This window comes from Nocardia sputorum, from assembly GCF_027924405.1.
GTDB classification, from domain to species: Bacteria; Actinomycetota; Actinomycetes; order Mycobacteriales; family Mycobacteriaceae; genus Nocardia; species Nocardia sputorum.
The window spans coordinates 2,778,773-2,795,394 of the sequence record NZ_AP026978.1; the positions used below are offsets into that span (position 1 = coordinate 2,778,773).

The 16,622-nt window shown below is 69.5% G+C and carries 16 protein-coding genes; 4 read left to right on the forward strand and 12 right to left on the reverse strand.

Annotation, left to right across the window (positions count from 1 at the left end):
* Nucleotides 1-15: 15 nt before the first annotated feature.
* Together QMG86_RS12765 and QMG86_RS12770 are read left to right on the forward strand one after the other, a co-directional pair.
* Complete coding sequence (locus QMG86_RS12765; RefSeq protein ID WP_281879704.1) at nt 16-843, forward strand: DUF1684 domain-containing protein; 828 nt, start codon at nt 16-18, stop codon at nt 841-843.
* Entirely contained in the window at nt 840-1,919 is a 1,080-nt protein-coding gene (locus QMG86_RS12770; RefSeq protein ID WP_281879705.1) for an LLM class flavin-dependent oxidoreductase, read from the forward strand. Before QMG86_RS12765 ends, QMG86_RS12770 begins: the two co-directional genes overlap by 4 nt.
* Nucleotides 1,920-1,943: 24 nt before the next feature.
* On the opposite strand, the gene QMG86_RS12775 is transcribed toward QMG86_RS12770, so the two are convergent.
* Nucleotides 1,944-3,011, reverse strand: coding sequence for an alpha/beta hydrolase (locus QMG86_RS12775; RefSeq protein ID WP_434086175.1), 1,068 nt, complete (start codon nt 3,009-3,011; stop codon nt 1,944-1,946).
* Between the two features lie 265 nt (nt 3,012-3,276).
* Between QMG86_RS12775 and QMG86_RS12780 the strand changes: the two genes are divergently transcribed.
* A complete protein-coding gene (locus QMG86_RS12780; RefSeq protein ID WP_281879706.1) occupies nt 3,277-4,308 on the forward strand; it encodes an alpha/beta hydrolase in 1,032 nt (343 codons plus the stop codon).
* A gap of 43 nt (nt 4,309-4,351) precedes the next feature.
* Here the strand turns inward: QMG86_RS12780 and QMG86_RS12785 are convergent, their stop codons facing one another.
* From QMG86_RS12785 to QMG86_RS12795, 3 genes are all read right to left on the reverse strand, one after another.
* Nucleotides 4,352-4,837, reverse strand: a complete 486-nt coding sequence (locus tag QMG86_RS12785) for a DUF2505 domain-containing protein (protein ID WP_281879707.1) — start codon at nt 4,835-4,837, stop codon at nt 4,352-4,354.
* Between the two features lie 328 nt (nt 4,838-5,165).
* Nucleotides 5,166-6,701, reverse strand: coding sequence for a hypothetical protein (locus tag QMG86_RS12790; RefSeq protein WP_281879709.1), 1,536 nt, complete (start codon nt 6,699-6,701; stop codon nt 5,166-5,168).
* Nucleotides 6,702-6,851: 150 nt separating this feature from the next.
* Nucleotides 6,852-7,838 (reverse strand): oxygenase MpaB family protein, encoded by a 987-nt coding sequence (locus tag QMG86_RS12795; protein ID WP_281879710.1) that lies wholly within the window; start codon nt 7,836-7,838, stop codon nt 6,852-6,854.
* Nucleotides 7,839-7,987: 149 nt separating this feature from the next.
* On the opposite strand from QMG86_RS12795, the gene QMG86_RS12800 reads away from it, so the two are divergent.
* Nucleotides 7,988-8,746, forward strand: coding sequence for a TetR/AcrR family transcriptional regulator (locus QMG86_RS12800; protein ID WP_281879711.1), 759 nt, complete (start codon nt 7,988-7,990; stop codon nt 8,744-8,746).
* Between the two features lie 11 nt (nt 8,747-8,757).
* Here the strand turns inward: QMG86_RS12800 and QMG86_RS12805 are convergent, their stop codons facing one another.
* The 8 genes from QMG86_RS12805 to QMG86_RS12840 are packed head-to-tail and all read right to left on the reverse strand — an operon-like array spanning nt 8,758 to nt 16,618.
* Entirely contained in the window at nt 8,758-9,747 is a 990-nt protein-coding gene (locus QMG86_RS12805; RefSeq protein WP_281879713.1) for an oxygenase MpaB family protein, read from the reverse strand.
* 40 nt (nt 9,748-9,787) lie between these two features.
* A complete protein-coding gene (locus QMG86_RS12810; protein WP_281879714.1) occupies nt 9,788-10,468 on the reverse strand; it encodes a hypothetical protein in 681 nt (226 codons plus the stop codon).
* On the reverse strand, nt 10,465-11,445 hold the full coding sequence (locus tag QMG86_RS12815; RefSeq protein WP_281879715.1) for an MlaD family protein: 981 nt from the start codon (nt 11,443-11,445) through the stop codon (nt 10,465-10,467). The genes QMG86_RS12810 and QMG86_RS12815 overlap by 4 nt, the downstream gene beginning before the upstream one ends.
* On the reverse strand, nt 11,442-12,467 hold the full coding sequence (locus tag QMG86_RS12820) for an MlaD family protein (RefSeq protein WP_281879717.1): 1,026 nt from the start codon (nt 12,465-12,467) through the stop codon (nt 11,442-11,444). Before QMG86_RS12820 ends, QMG86_RS12815 begins: the two co-directional genes overlap by 4 nt.
* Nucleotides 12,464-13,558 (reverse strand): MlaD family protein, encoded by a 1,095-nt coding sequence (locus QMG86_RS12825; RefSeq protein ID WP_281879718.1) that lies wholly within the window; start codon nt 13,556-13,558, stop codon nt 12,464-12,466. Before QMG86_RS12825 ends, QMG86_RS12820 begins: the two co-directional genes overlap by 4 nt.
* A gap of 2 nt (nt 13,559-13,560) precedes the next feature.
* Nucleotides 13,561-14,580 carry an MlaD family protein gene (locus QMG86_RS12830; RefSeq protein ID WP_281879720.1) on the reverse strand — a complete coding sequence of 340 codons (1,020 nt, stop codon included), beginning with the start codon at nt 14,578-14,580 and terminating at the stop codon, nt 13,561-13,563.
* The gene (locus tag QMG86_RS12835) at nt 14,577-15,596 is read right to left on the reverse strand and encodes an MlaD family protein (protein WP_281879721.1); all 1,020 of its coding nucleotides are present in this window, start codon (nt 15,594-15,596) and stop codon (nt 14,577-14,579) included. Before QMG86_RS12835 ends, QMG86_RS12830 begins: the two co-directional genes overlap by 4 nt.
* Nucleotides 15,593-16,618 (reverse strand): MlaD family protein, encoded by a 1,026-nt coding sequence (locus QMG86_RS12840; protein WP_281879722.1) that lies wholly within the window; start codon nt 16,616-16,618, stop codon nt 15,593-15,595. The genes QMG86_RS12835 and QMG86_RS12840 overlap by 4 nt, the downstream gene beginning before the upstream one ends.
* Nucleotides 16,619-16,622: the final 4 nt, after the last annotated feature.

The window sequence follows — 16,622 nt, forward strand, 5'->3', positions numbered from 1 at the left end:
GACGAGGAGCACCACATGACAGTGCAGGCCGAGGCAACTCCGACCGACGCCTTCGTCGCCGACTGGGCGGACTGGCACCACACGCAAGAGTCGCGACTGGCCGACCCGCACGGATTCCTGGCCATCACCAACCTGCACTGGCTCACCAGCGCGCCGCAGCGATTCCCGGACGCACCGGGCTCCTGGTCCACCGGCGCCGAGGGCGTCACAGTGGTTCTCGACGACGGTGACGAGCTGGTGATCGACGGGACACCGGTACACGGCAGGCACGGCTTCGGCGTCATCCCCGAACGCGGTGGGGTGAACGCCGTCTGGGGTGACGCTGTGATCGAAGTCGCCAAGCGCGGGGGGTACGACATCGTTCGCCCGCGGCATCCCGACAACCCACTGCGCACCGCGTTCCAGGGCACGCCCGCCTATGCACCGCACCCGAAATGGGTTGTCGCCGGGCGGTATGTACCCTTTCCGGAGCCGCAGCCGACCACTGTCGGCGCCGCTGTCGAAGGACTCGAACACGTCTACGACGCGCCCGGGCGGATCGAGTTCGAGCTGGACGGCAGGCCGCTGGGTCTGACCGCGTTCCCGGGTAAGGAACCCGGTAGCCTGACGGTGCTGTTCACCGACGAGACCTCCGGTGTCACGACTTACGCCGCCAATCGTGTTCTCCACCTGTCACCGCCCGGCGCCGACGGATCGGTGGAGCTGGACTTCAACCGGGCCGCGAACTTACCCTGCGCCTACACCGACCTGGCGACCTGCCCGCTGCCGCCGGCGGAGAACCGGCTGCCGGTCGCGATCGAAGCCGGTGAGCAGCTCCCGTACGAGCGTCGCCGAACCCGATGAGCGACACGACACCTCGGATCGGGACGTTGTCGTTCCTGACTCCGGGCAACTACCCCGACGACGACCCCTATTCGGGACTCGAGGACACGCTGCGGCTGTTCGAATACGGCGAGCGCCTGGGTTTCGACGGCGCGTGGATCCGGCAGCGTCATCTCGAGCACGGCGTCGGGTCGGCCGCGGTGTTCCTGGCCGCCGCCGGGCAGCGCACCAGCCGAATCGAGTTGGGCACGGCCGTGATTCCGATCGGCTACGAGAGCCCGTTCCGGCTGGCCGAGGATCTGTCGCTGGCCGATGTGCTGTCGCGGGGCCGGTTGCAGGCGGGTTTCAGCGCGGGCACTCCGCCGCATGCCGACTTGATCGGCGACTTGGTCTTCGATGGGGACTGGCGCACCTACGACCTGTCCTACGGACGGATCTCCCGGCTGATCGAGAATCTGCGGGGCGGCTACCTCGGTGACGCGGACACGGTGATCCACTCCCCGGGCAATACCCAGCGGCCTCGATTGCAGCCACATAATCCCGGCTTGATCGACCGGCTGTGGTACGGCGGCGGCAGCATCCGCTCGGTCCGCTGGGCAGGAGAGAACGGACTGAACCTGCTCACCGGCAACATCGTCTTCGGTGAGCGCAGCGACGATTTCACCACGACCCAACTGAGTCTGATCGACGACTATCGCCGGCTGGTCGACCCGGCCCGGCCCGCCCGTGTCGCGGTGGGGCGGGTGATCGTCCCGTTCGACAGCGCCGACCGCACGACTCGCGAGCGGTACCGGCAGTACGCGGCGAGCAGGCACGAGCGCACCACGGCGCCGCAGGGGGAGCGGCGCGTCCTGTTCGCCCCGGACCTCGTCGGTCCCGCCGCGGAAATCGTCGACCGGCTGCGAGCAGACCCGGTGCTCGCGCAGACCGCGGAGCTGCGACTGGAGTTGCCCTACGAATTCCACCGTGCCGATTACGAGCAGATCCTGCACGACACCGTGGAACTGATCGCGCCCGCGCTGGGTCGTCGCCCGGTGACCGGTCGGCCCGGCATCGAGCACGACACCGGCGAGGTGGCCGCGACCACTCGAGCCTGACGCGAAAGGGGACGTGTTTTCGCGTCAGGTGCCCAGCGCCGCGGCGAACACGGGCCACGACTTGTGCAGATCTTCCTGCCAGTAGGGCCAGGAGTGGGTGCCGTTGCCGCGCAGGTCGACGGTGGCGGGAATCGCCAGCTGGTCCAACCTTTCGCGGAGTTGACGGGTGCAGCGGTCGGCGAATGCCTCCAGCGCGCCGCCGATGAGGAGCTGGTCGATCAGTTTGCCGGAGTTGTGCTCTATACCGGAGCCGTGGAGGGTGTCGTGTGGTCCGGGTGCGCCGGTGCCGGTGGAGACGTAGATGGCGGTACCGCGCAGTTTGTCGGCGTGTAGGTAGGGGTCGTTGGCCGCCCACGCCGGGTCCGTCGGCGGACCCCACATGTTCACCACGTTGCCCCGGCGCCCGCCCACCACCGCGCTCACGATCACCTGCCCTTGCGGATCACTGGTGCGCACACACCCGGAATACGAGCCGATCGCCCGATACAACCCCGGCGCGGCCAACGCCAACTGGAACACCGATGTACCCGCCATCGAGATCCCCGCGATCGCGTTCGCCCCGTTGCCGCCGAACCGCGCGTCCACCAACGGAGGCAACTCCCGAGTCAGGAACGTCGCCCACCGCTGCCGCCCCAACACCGGATCATCGGCCCGCCAATCGGTGAAATACGAACTGGCGCCCCCGAACGGGATCACCACATTCACCTGCTTGTCCCCGAAGAACTCCACCACATCCGTGCGGCTGAGCCAGTTGCCGTCGGCTCCGCCATCGATGCCGTTGAGCAGGTACAGCGTCGGGGCCGGAGCCGATCTGTCGGCGGCCGGAAGGACGCGGACGGTCACGTCGTTCGCCATCGCGGCGGAGTGGACCGTCAGTTCCACCATCCGCCCCGGTCCCGGTGTGGCCGCGGCGATATGCGAACGATCCGGGGTCGCGGCGATCGACAAGGGAAGTTCCGGTGGGATCGGCTCGGCGCTCGTCGGTCCGGCCGCACCGGTCGCGAATCCGAAGGCGGCGACGCCCAGCGCCGCGACCAGCCGCGCGGCCCGCGCCGCGCCACGGTGATATGGCGGCGGGGCAAAGGCATCCACACGCGGCCTTCCTGCGCAGGCGGGACAGAACTCGGCCAACGTTAGGCCGCGACCGTCTCGGCGTGCAAGGCGTCGTCGCGCCCATTGGGGTCGATGGGCAGTTCACCCGCCTTCCCGCTGGGAACGGCCACAAGGTTGCGAGTTTCCGTGCGCGGCAGCGCAGGTGATGCGGTTGACTCGAGGTCGGCTCTCGTAGTCGTTGCCTGTTCCCCGCCCGCGGAGCCGAGAGTATCGGCCGGGGTGCGGCCTCGAGATCGGAGGTGCGATGTCGCTCACCCGTTCGCGGACACGAATCCTGCTGACCGTCCTCGCGATTGCGGCCATGACCGCCGGATCCACCGGTGCGGCGACGGGCGAGCCTGCTCCGGATCTCGCCGCTGTGTCGGCTCCGGACGGATCCCGGATCCACGACATCCGCGCGGAGTCCGAGCGGGTGCTCGACGTCGGCGTGTACTCGACGGCGATGAACAGCGTGACCCGGGTGCTCGTCCTGCGCGCGGCCGAGCCGGAGCGGCCCGCGCCGACGTTCTATCTCCTCAACGGCGCCAACGGCGGCATCAGCGACGGAAGCTGGGCCGACCGGACTGATGTGGTGGAGTTCTTCGGGGACAAGCAGGTGAATGTGGTGATCCCGTTCGGGGGCGCCAGTTCGTATTTCACCGATTGGCGGGCCGATGATCCGGTGTTGGGGCGGCAGCGGTGGGCGACGTTCCTGACTCGGGAGTTGCCTCCGTTGGTGGACGCGCGGTTCGGCGGCAACGGGGCGAACGCGATCGCGGGGATCTCGATGGCGGGTACATCGGTGTTCCAGTTGGCGTTGGCCGCGCCGGGGTTGTATCGGGCGATCGGCTCGTATTCCGGGTGTGTGCGCACCAGTGATCCGCAAGGGCAGGTGATCGTGAGCGCGGTGGTGGGCGGGCGCCGGGGCAACGTGGTGAACATGTGGGGTCCGCCGACGGACCCGGCGTGGGCGGCCAACGACCCCTACCTACACGCCGACAAACTGCGCGGTACCGCCATCTACGTCTCCACCGGCACCGGCGCACCCGGACCACACGACACCCTCGACGGCGCGCACGGGTCCGGGATACAGCTGGCCTACCAGTTGATCATCGGCGCTCCGATGGAAGCCGTCACCAATCTGTGCACGCGCCAACTCCGGGATCGGCTGCGCGATCTGGGTGTACCGGCCACGTTCGAGCTGCGTCCGAGCGGAACTCACTCCTGGGGTTACTGGCAGGACGACCTGCACAAGTCATGGGACACGATCGGTAGCGCGCTCGCCGATCGTCCGTAGACGCCATCGTCCTCGACGGACACCACGGAGTTCTTCGCCGGGTTCAGTGGTCGGCGATCCAGGCGTCGGTGTATTCCGCTTCCGCGGCGAGCATCTCGACGAGCCTGGCCACGACGGCGGCCTCGATCTTCCTGCCGAACAGGGGGATGCCGACCTCGGCCGCGGCCTCGACGACCGCTACCGCCGCGTTGTCGCTCTCGGTGAGCCGGACGGTGCCGGTCACCTTGGCGGGCACGCCCTCCACACGGGCGTCGAAACTGCCGCCCTCGTGGGTGTAGGTCTCGGTGCGGGTGATGACCAGACCTTCGGGTCGCACCGCGGTGACGGCGCCGGGCAACTCCGCCGCCGGTACGGTCTGCACCATCCGCACGTGCAGCCGCTCCTCGGCCGCGTCGAACTCGACGAGCCGCGCGTCGGCCCCACCGACCTCCTCGACGCGGTCTTTCCAGTACTGCGCGTCGGCCAGCGCCGCGCGAAGCGCGTCGGCCGAATGGGAGTAGGTGGCCGTGTACGCCAACGGGGTCGCCATACCGGCACACGCTACCTGCTGCGCCGCCTCCGGAATCGGTGCATCGCCGCCGGGGCCCGCTGATCTCGCTGCGAGCGCGCGTATCGACAGTACGTCTCCGATGGTGACAGCCAAAAGCTGTATTGCATTGTCACCCTGGGCAAATGATTGCTTCGACTGCGGCGGCATCGGCCCGACACGGTGACAGGCTCAGTCGATCTGCGGGCGGTGGGGAAGTTCTGCGCCGAAGGGGCGTTCGCCGGCCCGGGTCGCCCGGATTCGACGCGGATCATCGCTTGCAGGAGCCGAGCGCGGTGGGCGACTCCGGTCGCCCACCGCGGCGGACGGTTCATGTCTCCAGGAACGCCAGCATGTCCCGGCGGAGTTCCGGGTCGATCTCCCGCTCGGCGGCCGCCGCGACCCACTCGCGGGCTCGAGCCGGGCGAGTTTCCGGTGGCCAGGCGCCGAGCACGACGAGGGCGCCCCGGCGGCACCGGACGACCCGATTGCCGAGCGCGACCGGCAGTAGCGTGCGCCCGGCGCCTGGATGCTCGCGCAGATTCCAGACGATGACCTCGAACGCCCGGTCGGCCTCATAGCCGGGGCCCAGGCCCAGCGCTTCGGTCGGGCCGGTCGCCAGATCGTCGAGCGGAAGCAGCTCTTCGGCCAGAGCAACGACCTGCTCGACCGCGGTCCGGCCGGCATGGTGCATTGCCCACTGCCAGACATAGGCGTTGTGGGGATCGCTCCGCAAGCGCGCGAACGCGTCCGGCAGCGCGCTCATCCCCAGTCGTCCCGCGCAGGAGAGCGCGACCTCGAACGCGTGGGACCGGCGCTCGCCGGGAGTCTCGGAACCGGCCGGGACGGCGTGGGTCGCGAGTTCGCGCGTCACCAGATCGCGCCACCGCTGCTGCGCGGTGAGGGAGGCGTACCTGGCGCGCAGCCGGTCCGGCTCGCCGTCGGGCCACTCGAAGGCGGTGTCGGACGTCAGGCGTGCGAGAGTCAGCGCCGCGTCGAGCCGCCCGAGGGTGGGCTCGGCGCGGGCGAGCAGCTCGGCGAAGCGGTGCAGGGCGGGCACCGCGTCGTCGTAGTCGGACATGTCTTCGGCGGGGCCGCCGAGCGCGAGGGCCCGCAGGATGTCCGCCGCGCCGTCGAGCAGGGCGTCGTCGATGTCGTCGTCGAGCAGAGCCTCGTAGAGACCGCCGGTCGTGGCGGCGATCCACGCGAGATACTCGTTCATCACGCCGTTGCGGAAGCCGCCCCGCAGCAACCACGCTTTGATGTCGGGATCGACGCAGCCCTTCAGCCGTTCCACGGCGTGGATGCGCCCCCAGCCGTCGAGGCGCTGGGCCAGTTCGAAGACCGCGCGGTGCCGATCGGGCTGGGTTTTCATGAGCGCGACGACGGCGAAGAGGGCGAATTCCTCCAGCGATCCGAGCAACTGGAGCAGCTCGCGGTCGCGCTCGTCGCCACACGTGCCCAGCAGCACGATGCCGAGCTTGGCGACCTCGCGCCGGGTGGCGTTCTCGGTCACGAATCGTGCTGCGCGATGGAGCTTTTCGAGTGGATACGAGCGTGAGCTGAGTTCCGTCACCAGGTCGTCCGCGACGTGCACCGCCCGCAGGCCGGCGAAGTGCTCGAGCAGGCGGGCCGGATCGTCGAGGTCGGCGAGGATGCGATCGGTGAGTTCGGCGACGGGGTGCGTGTCCGACCCGAAGTGATGTGTGCTGACGCCGTCGTAGACGACGCTGGGAAGGGCGATTTCGCCCGCTTCGTGGGGCCGCTCGTCCGGTAGGGGGTACCCATCACGTGGCCAAGGGCCGGGACCGTGCAGGGCGGAGAGAGATAGGGCGTGGGCCACGAACGTGGCCGCGTGGGGGCTCATCGAGCCGGGCGCAGGACGCCCTTTCCGTGGGAGATCATGGACATGAGGATGGCAGCTCGCCGGGCGGGACGCAACCGCGCCTCGCCCGCGCATTCTCTGATAGTAAATCCTCGAATTACTATCATCGCCATGCCGGAGCGGCGAGGTCGTTCAGATCGGGCAGCCGCCTGCCGCGCCGGAGGGGGGTGCGAAGGAGTCCAGTGCGTACTTGCGGTGGAAGCGGACCAACTTCTCGTATTGCAGGCGGTTGTAAGCCAGCGGAAGCAGCAACAGCCGATCCGGCAGCAGGCGCCACGCCGCTTGCAACACACACACGTACACGGCGAACTCGAGGTGGTGGTGCCGCTTCATTTCGAAGCCGACCATGGCGCGGACGCCGGGGTGCATGACTTCGGCCGAGCACACCTGGATCACATGCCCGGCGAAGGGCCGCAGCAGCAGCCACAACGGCATGAGCGCCGTGCGAACCAGCGGCGGCAGCCCGAGGGTGGGCAGCGGAAGCCTGGTCAGTCCGGCGAACTGCTCGACGAGGAACGGGTTGGCGGCCAGTTCGTGCTCGACCATCGCGTCGTAGTACTCGGTCGCCGACGCCAGATCCGGGGGCAGTTTGCCCGACCGGGCGGCCAGCTCCAGCCCGGAGAACCCTTCGCGCAGCATCTGATACGCGGCTTCCTTCTCCTCCGGGCGCAGCACCGTGCCGGTGCAGTAGGTGAAGGTGTTGAGCGCGACGAACATCCCGCTGACACCCACCCAGATCCATGTCTGCGGGTTCAGGGCGCTGTAGCGGACGTCGTGGTAGTCGCCGCGCCCCCGGCCGTGCACGTCACGATGGCGTTGTTTGAGCCATTCGGCTTCGGCCAGCCGGTCCGCGGGGTCGCCCCACATCGCCAGCAAGGCCGAGAAACCCGAACGGACCCCGCGATCGGCGAAGTTCGCGGCGAAGCGGCCGGTGCGGTCCACGGCGGCGGCGACGGGGACGAGCGCCACCTGATCGAAGGCGGAGCCGGCGAAGACGCCCGACAGCACGCTGCCGGTGTGCTTGCGGAATTCGGCGAGGACCTCGGGGCGCACCCGGGCCGATGGCGCGGCGCCGGCGGTGGGCTCGGAAACAACGGGCAGCTCTGCGTTCGTTGCCATGGGTCACCTCTGGACTACTGGTGATAGTGATATAGGTCTTAGACTATCATTCCTGCGGAGTAACCGGCGAGACCCGCTGCGCCCGGTCCGCGGAAACGGCTGGCGGTGGTGGCGAGGTGGCGCGACGGACGGGCGGTAGGCTCACGCCGATGAGGGCGCACCGGAACGATTCGAGCAAGCCCGAGGCGGGCACGCGGCGGAACAGGGCCACGGGCCCGGTCGAACCGCACGCCTCCGCGCGCTCGCAGGGGCGGGTGGGCGACAACCCGACCGTCGCGGAGTTCTCGGCGGCGGTGGGTGACGCGTGGGCCGACCTCACCGCACTGGACGCCAGATCGCGCCGCATCGTCGACGCCGCCCGCGACTGCTTCGCCGAGGTGGGATTCGAGGAGACGACGATGGTCCGCATCGCCGAGGGGGCCGGCGTCGGCGTCGCCACGGTCTATCGCCGGTTCGGCACCAAGTCCGCCCTGGTGCGGTACGCCCTCATGGCCGAATCACAGCGGGTCGGCATCATCGTGGCGGAGGCGGTGCAGCGCTCGGCGGGTCCGGTGAGCGCGCTGGCGGAAATGTTCTCGGCGTTCGTGAGCGAGGCGAAGGCCCCGCGTCTGCTGACGCACAGCCTGCGCGTCTCGTCGGCGGCCGGTGAACTCACGCGGTTCCTCACCGGTGACGAATTCATCGAGCAGGGCCGGACCTTGGTCGCGCGCTTCATCGTGCACTGGCAGAAGCGGGGCGAACTGGGCGTCTTCGACGCCGAGGTGGTCGCCGAGCTGTTCGTCCGCCTGACGATGTCGTTCATCTCCAATCCGCGGGGCGCGCTGCCGCTCGCCGATGCCGCGGCGGCGAAGGAGTTCGCCCGGCGATTCCTGGCGCCACTGTTGTTCCCGCACCCGGGCGCAGGTTAGTCACCCGGCGGCTACTGCTTGGGGCGCACGCGATAAGCCGCTGACTTCAGTTCCCGCTCCTGCATGCGCTGTATGCACCGATGGTGCTTCCTGGCGTGGTAGGCGATGGGGAAGTAGGTGAGCCGCTCCGGAAGCACCCGATAGGCGAAGCGGATGACGGTGTAGACGCGTTCGAGCTGCCGCTGTTCCCGTTCGCTCCACTCGACCCCGACCATGGCGCGCAGGCGCGGATCGAGCAGTCCGACGATGGACAGGTAGTTGAAACGCAGCATGGGGCGGGCCAGCCCGCGGACGAGGGCGCGAAGGGGCCCGGGCAATGCCCGCAGTTGCTCGGTATCGCCGTCGCGCAGATCGGCGAACTGCCGGCGCACGTCGTCGGTCGCGCAGAGCACGTCGGTGACCATGTGCTCGTAGTAGGCGTCGAATTCCGCCCTATTCGAGGGGTAGCCCTTCATCGGTACGCGCAGGATCCGGGCGATGCGGATGTTGTCCGCGAGCAGATCATCGAGCTCGGCCGCGGTGAACTCGCGACCGATCAGCAGGGGCCCCGCCTTGGCGGTGGTCACGTAGGCGGTGGCGATCACCCATTGATACGCCCCGGGATCGAGCGCGCTGATGTGCTTGCCCTCGGCGTTGCGCATGGTCAGCGGTTCGTGCAGGGACCGAAGCCGCTTGCCCTCCTCGATGGCCTCCAGACCGCCGTAGGTCCAGCGCAGCACCGAGTCGACGGAGCGGATCGCGCGGCCCAGCGGATCGGTGCGGGCGACCGAATACCGGTCGACGACATCCCGGATCACCGGGTGCAGTCCCTGCATCGCGAACGCGGCGCCCTCGACCACGAGATAGGTCCAGTGACCGACCATCTCGGCGGTCATCGAATCCGGGGACACCAGCTCGATCCGCTCACCGTCGACCGACACCTCTCGGGTGGCAGCCGCCTTCGTGGTCGCTTCGGGAGTCGCCGTCTGGATTGTGACGGCATTACGCGCGGCTCTGGTCATCATCTTCTCCTGTTCGGGCACCATGGAAGCCGGTGCCTGCTCATCGCGGTGCGGGCGCGGGCAGATCCGGGGTGACGCCGCCGACGTCGGTGATGGTCCAGTCGGCGGCGCGGTTGAGCGTGACGGTGTAGGCGGCGGTCGCGGTGACGCCCTCGGGCGTCTGCCTGCTCCGCGAATTCATGTCGACGAAAACCTGCACGACGTACAGATCACCGTCGCGCCGGGAGACTTTCGCGGCGAGCAGCTTCGCCGTCGCGGTGTATTCCATCTGGCTCAACCACGGCCCGACGACGTCGACCGCCGCCGACAGCTTGGGTGCGAGCTGCTGGCTCACGCCGGTCTGCAGGGCTTTCCGCCATCCCTCGATATCGCCCGCCCGTACCTGCGACACAGTGAGCGCGTATGTCGAGGCGGCCTGTTCGGCGGCCGCGTCGACCGCGAGCTGCGCACGCAGCGACGCCAGTTCGTCGTCGGAACTGTCGCCGAGCCGGCCGACAGCGAACGATACGGCGGCCACGACGGCGAGCGCGGTCACCACCAGCGCGGCGGCGGTGGAACGGGTTGGTCGTCGGGGAACGCGCAGGCGTCGTGGGCTTCCGGCCCTGCCGGGCGTGTCTACCGGTTCGCCTTGGTCATCGACGACGGCACGGTCGGGTTCGGCTCCGGGTTCACTTGCGGTGCGGCTCGCGGCCTTCCGGACGGTCTTGTCGGTGGTGCTCATCGTTCTCCTTCCCCGACCGGCGGTGTCCGGAGGGTGATCCGCAAGCGGTCGCCGGGTAATGCGGTGAGGGCCCGGTCGAGCAGGGTCGCCATGTCGACCACCCCGAGCGAGGCCCCGGACGCCGACGAGACCGGCCGCAGCGCCACGCCGAGCGCGCCGAGTTCGGGAGCGAGCTGTCGCAGGAAGTCGACGAAACGCTGCTCCTCTTCCCGCCAGGAACCGAGCACTTCGCGACCGCGCAACAGCGCCGACCCCTCGAACAGATACAGGTAGGACACGCCGAGCGTCTCCCCGAACCGGTCGAGTTGCGGCGGCGCGGCGGTCAGCGCGGGCCGCACCCAGTCGACGTCGGGCATGAGGCGCAGCAGATTACGCAGCACCGCTTCGAGCGAAGGCTGATGCCGGGCCAGCGTGAGCGCGAGCAGTCCGGCGGCTCGTGCGATGGACGGCGCCATCTGCCCGGCATGCTCGACCGCCGCGGCGAACGTGTCCACCAGCCGGCCGATCGCGGCCGCGTCGGTCTGGTCGAGCAGACGTGACGACGCGGCCAGCAGTTCCGGCACGGTGGCGGGCGTGTCGATCGTGCCGATCAGCTCGTCACCGTCGTGCAGGTAAGCCGTGCGGCCGGGGTCGTCGATCGGACCGGGCAGGAACGCGAAGACGGGCTCGCCGAGCGCGGACAGGTTCTCGATCTTCATCGCGGTGTTCGCCGGGATCCGGTGGACGCGGTCGTAGGACAGCCGGACCCGGACGGCTCCGGGCACGCTGCGCACCTCGTCGACGGTTCCGATGTCGACGCCCCGGTAGACGACGGCCGAGCCGGGGCGCAGACCTGCGGCGTGGTCCATGCGCACCGTGACGCGGTCGCGCGCGGCCATCGGCTCGACATCGAGGACGCCGAGCATCAGGTAGCCGCTGCCGAGCGCGGTGACCACCGCCAGCGCCAGGCCGGACAACCACGCGGGAATCCGGGTCATGGCAGCACTCCGATCAGGCGGAGCAGGATGAGCGCGTCCACGTCCCGGTCGGAGCTGCCCGCGAGCCCGACGCGCCGCAGATCCAGTGCGGGGTCGCCGAGGAACGAAACGACTTTGCCGGACAGCACTTCCGCGAGCAGCGCGCCGTTGCCCACCCAGACCGTCGCGTCGGGCGAGGGCTCACGCAACAGGATCGCCGTTCGCTCCATCGCGTCGTTGAGCGGGGGCAGCCGGGGGATGAGCCAGTCCAACCCGGTGGTGAGGGTGTTGACGTCGATCACGACGTTGAGCACCGCGGTCATGAATTCCGGGACGCGCCCGAGCCGCCGTGCCGCGGTCTCCGAGAAGACGAATCCGACGTCCTCGCGCATCTGATGCAGTCGCTGCGTCAGTTGCGCGGTGGCAGCGACGATCCGGTCGATGTCGTCGATCCCGTCGGCCGCGTCACCGAGATCGGCGGCGATGCGCCCCGCCAGCTCCCTGGTCTCGGCGGGGTCCTCGGGCAGGGCGCTGCTCATCCGCTCGATGGCGTCCTGCATCCTGGCGGCGCTGCCCCCGTTGACGAACGCGGCCATCCGCTCGAGGATCTGCTCGATCTGCGGGCCGGTGCCGGTGTCGCGCAACGGAATCGTGTCCCCGTCGTGGAGCAGACCGGCGCGATCGTCGGGCGGTGGCGACAGCGCGAGGTAGATATCGCCGAGGACGGTGGTCTGCCGCAGCTCGGCGCGTGTTCCGACCGGGAGGCGCACGCCCGCGCGCACGTCGATGTGCGCCACCGCGGCGTGCGGCACGAGGTCGATCGAACGCAGCTGCCCGACGTCCGCGCCGTTGCTGCGGACCCGGGCGCCTGCGGGCAGGCTCAGCACGGTTTCGAATTCGATGGCGAGACGGTAGGTGGGCCCGTCGACTCCGGTTCCGGGTAGCGCGTGGTCGCTCGGGTCGAAACCGCAACCGGCGAGCAGGATGACGGTGATGCCCGCGTGCAGCAGCCGCCGTGCGGCCGGGCGCAGTCTCCGGTTCATCGCGTGCCTCCGACGGTTGCGAGGAGGGCCGCAGGCAGCGGCATCGCGGCGGACTTCGCCGAAAGCACCGCGCACGTCCGCGGATCCGGTACCGACGCGCACAGCGCCTGCGCGTCGGCCGCGCCGAGCACGAGTGTGGGTGGGCGGTAGTCGAACGTGACGCCGGACCCGTCCTGGATCATGTTCCGCAACATGGTCATGACCCCCGGCACGCCCGCGAGCAGATCACGGGATTCCTCGGCCCTGGTTCGCGCCAACGTCACGATCGGGACCGAGGATTCGAGGATCTCCATCAGGTAGGGGAAGTGGTGGTTGAACAACCGGTCGAGCGGGCCGATCGCCGCCGCGAGCTTGCCGACCAGGATCTTGACGATCACCAGGGTGCGTTCGAGCAGTTCCAGCCCGGGCCCGAAGGTGATCAGCGAGGTCTTGATGTCGGTCCATTCGGCGGCAGCGAACCGGCTCAATTCGGCGGAGTTGTCCAGCAGTTCGCCGAGCTGGGTCGCGAACGTGTCCGGCGCGGCCAGCAGATCCGACAACTGCCGCAGCTGCCGATCGACGGCCGGGCCGAGTCCGTGCACTTCGCGGTCCGCGCCGTCGAGCAGCGCTCGCAACGGTGTGGTGCCGTCCGGTCCGGGGCGGGTGATGTCGTCGAGCAGCCCGGTGAACGAGCCCAGCGCGTCGGATACGCTCACCGGTGTCGCCGTATGGTCGGGCTGGACGCACTGATCCGCGGGCAGCGCCGGTCCGCCCCGCGGCGAAGCATCCACGAGTTCCACGCGACGGTCGGTCAGGATCGAGGAATTCACCACTACCGCACGCACGCGGTCGGAGAGGGCGCGCTCGTCGAGAGCCATCTCCACCCGGACGTGTTCGCGGTCGGGAACGAGCGCGCGCACCTTCCCCACGGCTACACCGCGGATCGTCACGGGCGCATCGGGATAGAGCCCGAAAGTGTCGTCGAACAAGGCGCAGACCGCGCGGGCAGGGCGCTCGGCCCCGTGCATCGCGGCACCGGCCACCGTGGTGATCGCCACCGCCGTCGCGATCAGTAGCGCCGGTACTCGGCGTCGCCTCGCTGATACCAGCATGATCAGCACCCCGCTCCGGGCACGGGCAGGCATACCTCGGGACGGTGCACGGTCAGCCCGCTCTGATCGATGAGCGCACGGCCCTCCGGCCCGGCCGATCCGGCGAGTCCTTCCAGCGTGCGAGTCATCGCCGTGATCACGGCGTCCGTCGAACTCAACAGGTCGCGGCTCAGATCGCGGCTCTGCTCGACCGGGAAGAATATCGGTTCGAGCTTCTCGGCGTAGGGACCGGCGAGGAAATCGAACAGCAGCCCGACGACCGCGGTCACCTTGTCGGCGAAGATCTCGACCTTGGCCCGCGCCGCCACGATCTGCGGTCCCAGAATGGCGTAGGCGCGGATCACCTCGGTGGCCAGCATTTCGTTGTCCCGTGCGGTGACCAAGTACTCGTTGGACAGTTCGAGCAGTCCTTGCACCTGATTCCGCTGTTCGGCCAGCGCGCCGACCACCGCGCCGAGCGAGGACACCGCTTGCCGGACCGTGCCGGGGGCGTCGGTGAGCGCGTGCGCGGCGGCGTCGAGCGTCGTGCGCAGCGACTCGGTGTCGATCTGCTCGGTGACCCGGACGGTTTCCGGGATCAGCTCCTGCACCAGGAACGGCAGGCGTGCGCGCTCCGCCGGAATGGGCGCGCGCAGCGGCTGACCGCCCGTGGGCAGCAGCGCCAGGTAGAGCCCGCCGACCGGGGTCAGCATGCGCACGTCCACGGCGGTACGGTCACCGAGACGTCTGCCGGATCGCACGATGAATTCCACGTCGACGTGTTCCTCGCCCAGGCGGATCGACGTCACCCGGCCCACCTTCACTCCGGCGATGCGTACGCTGTCGCCGGTCGTCAAGCCGCCCGTTTCCGGCAACTGCAGCCGATAGGTCACGTAATCCGGCGGGCGGAGATACAGCACGCCCACCGTGGCGAAGGCCAGCGTCACGGCGATCACGCTGACCAGAGCCCACACCATCTGGGCACGCGCAGAGGGGGTTTCGGCGCCCAGCGAGAACACCGGGCGCGGCAGGGCGGATCTCATCGCCGGCTCCCTTCGCAGACCGTCAAGGGGCGTCCGTGCAGCAGCACCGCCGCGGTGATCGGCACCGCGAAGGTGCCGTTCGCGCACTGCCGGGACGGCTCCGACCGGGGGATCAGCGCGTTGAGCCCTTCCAGCAGCCCGGGCAGCGCCGACAACGCGCGCACGGCCGCGGTGGTGTCCGGGATGGCCTGCCGGATGCGCTCGGTGAGCGCGTCCGAGCTGTCGCGGGCGCCGAGCAGCAGGCGCGCGAGGGCCTCCGCGCTGCGCACGATCTCGGACATCTCGACCGAGCCCTTGTCCATCAGGCTCAGGAATTCCTCCATACGGCTGGCGACCGGCATGAAGATGGAGTGGAAGACGCGCAGGACGTTCTCCAGATTCGCCGAACGTCCGCGCAACCGCAGCGCCACCGCGTCGAGGTTCGCGACGATGGTCGCGATGACGGCCGTGCGGTCCTCGGCGTAGGCGGTGAGCGCGGCGAAATCGCGCAACAGCGGGGCGACGTCGCCGCCGCTGCCTTCGATCATGGCGACCAGGTCGGCGGCGAACCGGTTGTACACCTGTGGGTCGGCTTCGCGCAGCAGCGGGCGCAATCCGTTGAAGACCGTGGTGATGTCGAACGAGTCGACGGTGTTGCGCACCGGCTCGGCCGGGTCGAGGAACGGTCCCGGTTCTTCCGTCGCGGTGACCGCGAGATATCGCTGGCCGGTGAGATTCTGGAAGCGGACGGCGATGCGGTCGGTGCTGCGCAGCCGATACCGCGACAGCAGCGTGAATCGTACGGTGGCGCGGTGCTCGGGCGTCAGCGAGATGGCGGTCACCTTGCCGACCTGGACGCCGCGCAGCCGCACGTCCGCGTTTTGTTGCAGTCCGAAGACGTCGCCGAATTCCGCGTGATAGCTGATGGTCTCGCCCCCGACAGGCCGGCGAATCGTCTGCACGACCGCGGTGACCACGGCGATCACTACCAGCAGCAACAGCAGCAGGCGTAGTGCGGCGGCCCGTGGTGTCCTCATCGTGCCGCACCGCCCGCGGCCTGGACCGGGAGACGGAACGCGGGCACCGCCGCGATCAGCAGTTCCACGTCGAGCACCACCCGGTCCGCGCGGCGGTGCAACGCCCCGTCGATTCCGGTGGCCAGGTCGTGCACCTGCCGCGGTGTGACCCCGCGCATCGCGCGATCGAGCGGTATCACCATGTCCAGCAGCATGTCCACCGCCTGCGCGGTGGGCCCGAGCGCGCCGACCAGTTCACCGGCGAAGGCGAAGACGAGGTTGGAGACCTCGGAGATGGTGTCGGAAGCCTGGCGGGTTCGCAGGTCGTCGTCCAGTTCCGTCACCGACGCGAGGGCCGTCAGAATGCTCAACGCCGAAGGCGTGAACGCGCCGACTCCTTCGGTGACGTCCGCCGACTTACGTAGCAGCTCGGCCAGCGGGCCGGGCTGCGCGCGCTGCCAGGTGCGGGCGAGCAGGAGGGCCGAGGTCAGCATCGGGGCCGCCGCCGCGGTCAGGCTCGCCGCGTTCTCCAGCGACGCCGACATCCGGGAGGTCAGCACGTCGGCGACGGCGTGACCGGAGTCGCGCAGGATCCGGGTTACGGTGAAGTTGTCCACTCGATCGCCCAGGTCGAGCACCGCGCCCGCGGTGAGCGGGTCGCCGCCCGGCATCGGAACCAGTTCCAGGGCGGTCGATCCGAAGACGTTGGCGGAGACGAACCGGGTCTGCATGCTCGTCGACAACTCGGCCAGCCGCGGCGCCGCGACACCGACTCGCACCCGCTGCCGGTCGGCGCCGATCGGATCGATTCCTTCGATCGAGCCGATCGTCATGCCGCGCAGGCGGACCGCGGTGTGCGTGCCGACGCCGTCGCCGAGGCCGGTCATGACCAGATCGAAGCCGGCCAGGCCCGCGCGGTTCGGCTCCACCGTGCGCCACACGGCCGCTGCGAGCACGGCCAGCGCCGCGAGCAGGACCAACCCGCGCAACCGCAGACCCGTTCGGCCGGGTCCGCGGACCGAGAACTGCGTCGCACGACTCATGGAT

Excerpts from the sequence above, each read along its gene's own strand:
- QMG86_RS12840 (WP_281879722.1), bottom strand. The coding sequence starts at position 16,618 with ATGAGTCGTGCGACGCAGTTCTCGGTCCGCGGACCCGGCCGAACGGGT.
- QMG86_RS12825 (WP_281879718.1), bottom strand. The coding sequence starts at position 13,558 with ATGCTGGTATCAGCGAGGCGACGCCGAGTACCGGCGCTACTGATCGCG.
- QMG86_RS12820 (WP_281879717.1), bottom strand. The coding sequence starts at position 12,467 with ATGAACCGGAGACTGCGCCCGGCCGCACGGCGGCTGCTGCACGCGGGC.
- QMG86_RS12805 (WP_281879713.1), bottom strand. The coding sequence starts at position 9,747 with ATGACCAGAGCCGCGCGTAATGCCGTCACAATCCAGACGGCGACTCCC.
- QMG86_RS12810 (WP_281879714.1), bottom strand. The coding sequence starts at position 10,468 with ATGAGCACCACCGACAAGACCGTCCGGAAGGCCGCGAGCCGCACCGCA.
- QMG86_RS12790 (WP_281879709.1), bottom strand. The coding sequence starts at position 6,701 with ATGAGCCCCCACGCGGCCACGTTCGTGGCCCACGCCCTATCTCTCTCC.
- QMG86_RS12830 (WP_281879720.1), bottom strand. The coding sequence starts at position 14,580 with ATGAGATCCGCCCTGCCGCGCCCGGTGTTCTCGCTGGGCGCCGAAACC.
- QMG86_RS12785 (WP_281879707.1), bottom strand. The coding sequence starts at position 4,837 with ATGGCGACCCCGTTGGCGTACACGGCCACCTACTCCCATTCGGCCGAC.
- QMG86_RS12780 (WP_281879706.1), top strand. The coding sequence starts at position 3,277 with ATGTCGCTCACCCGTTCGCGGACACGAATCCTGCTGACCGTCCTCGCG.
- QMG86_RS12770 (WP_281879705.1), top strand. The coding sequence starts at position 840 with ATGAGCGACACGACACCTCGGATCGGGACGTTGTCGTTCCTGACTCCG.
- QMG86_RS12795 (WP_281879710.1), bottom strand. The coding sequence starts at position 7,838 with ATGGCAACGAACGCAGAGCTGCCCGTTGTTTCCGAGCCCACCGCCGGC.
- QMG86_RS12815 (WP_281879715.1), bottom strand. The coding sequence starts at position 11,445 with ATGACCCGGATTCCCGCGTGGTTGTCCGGCCTGGCGCTGGCGGTGGTC.
- QMG86_RS12765 (WP_281879704.1), top strand. The coding sequence starts at position 16 with ATGACAGTGCAGGCCGAGGCAACTCCGACCGACGCCTTCGTCGCCGAC.
- QMG86_RS12835 (WP_281879721.1), bottom strand. The coding sequence starts at position 15,596 with ATGAGGACACCACGGGCCGCCGCACTACGCCTGCTGCTGTTGCTGCTG.
- QMG86_RS12800 (WP_281879711.1), top strand. The coding sequence starts at position 7,988 with ATGAGGGCGCACCGGAACGATTCGAGCAAGCCCGAGGCGGGCACGCGG.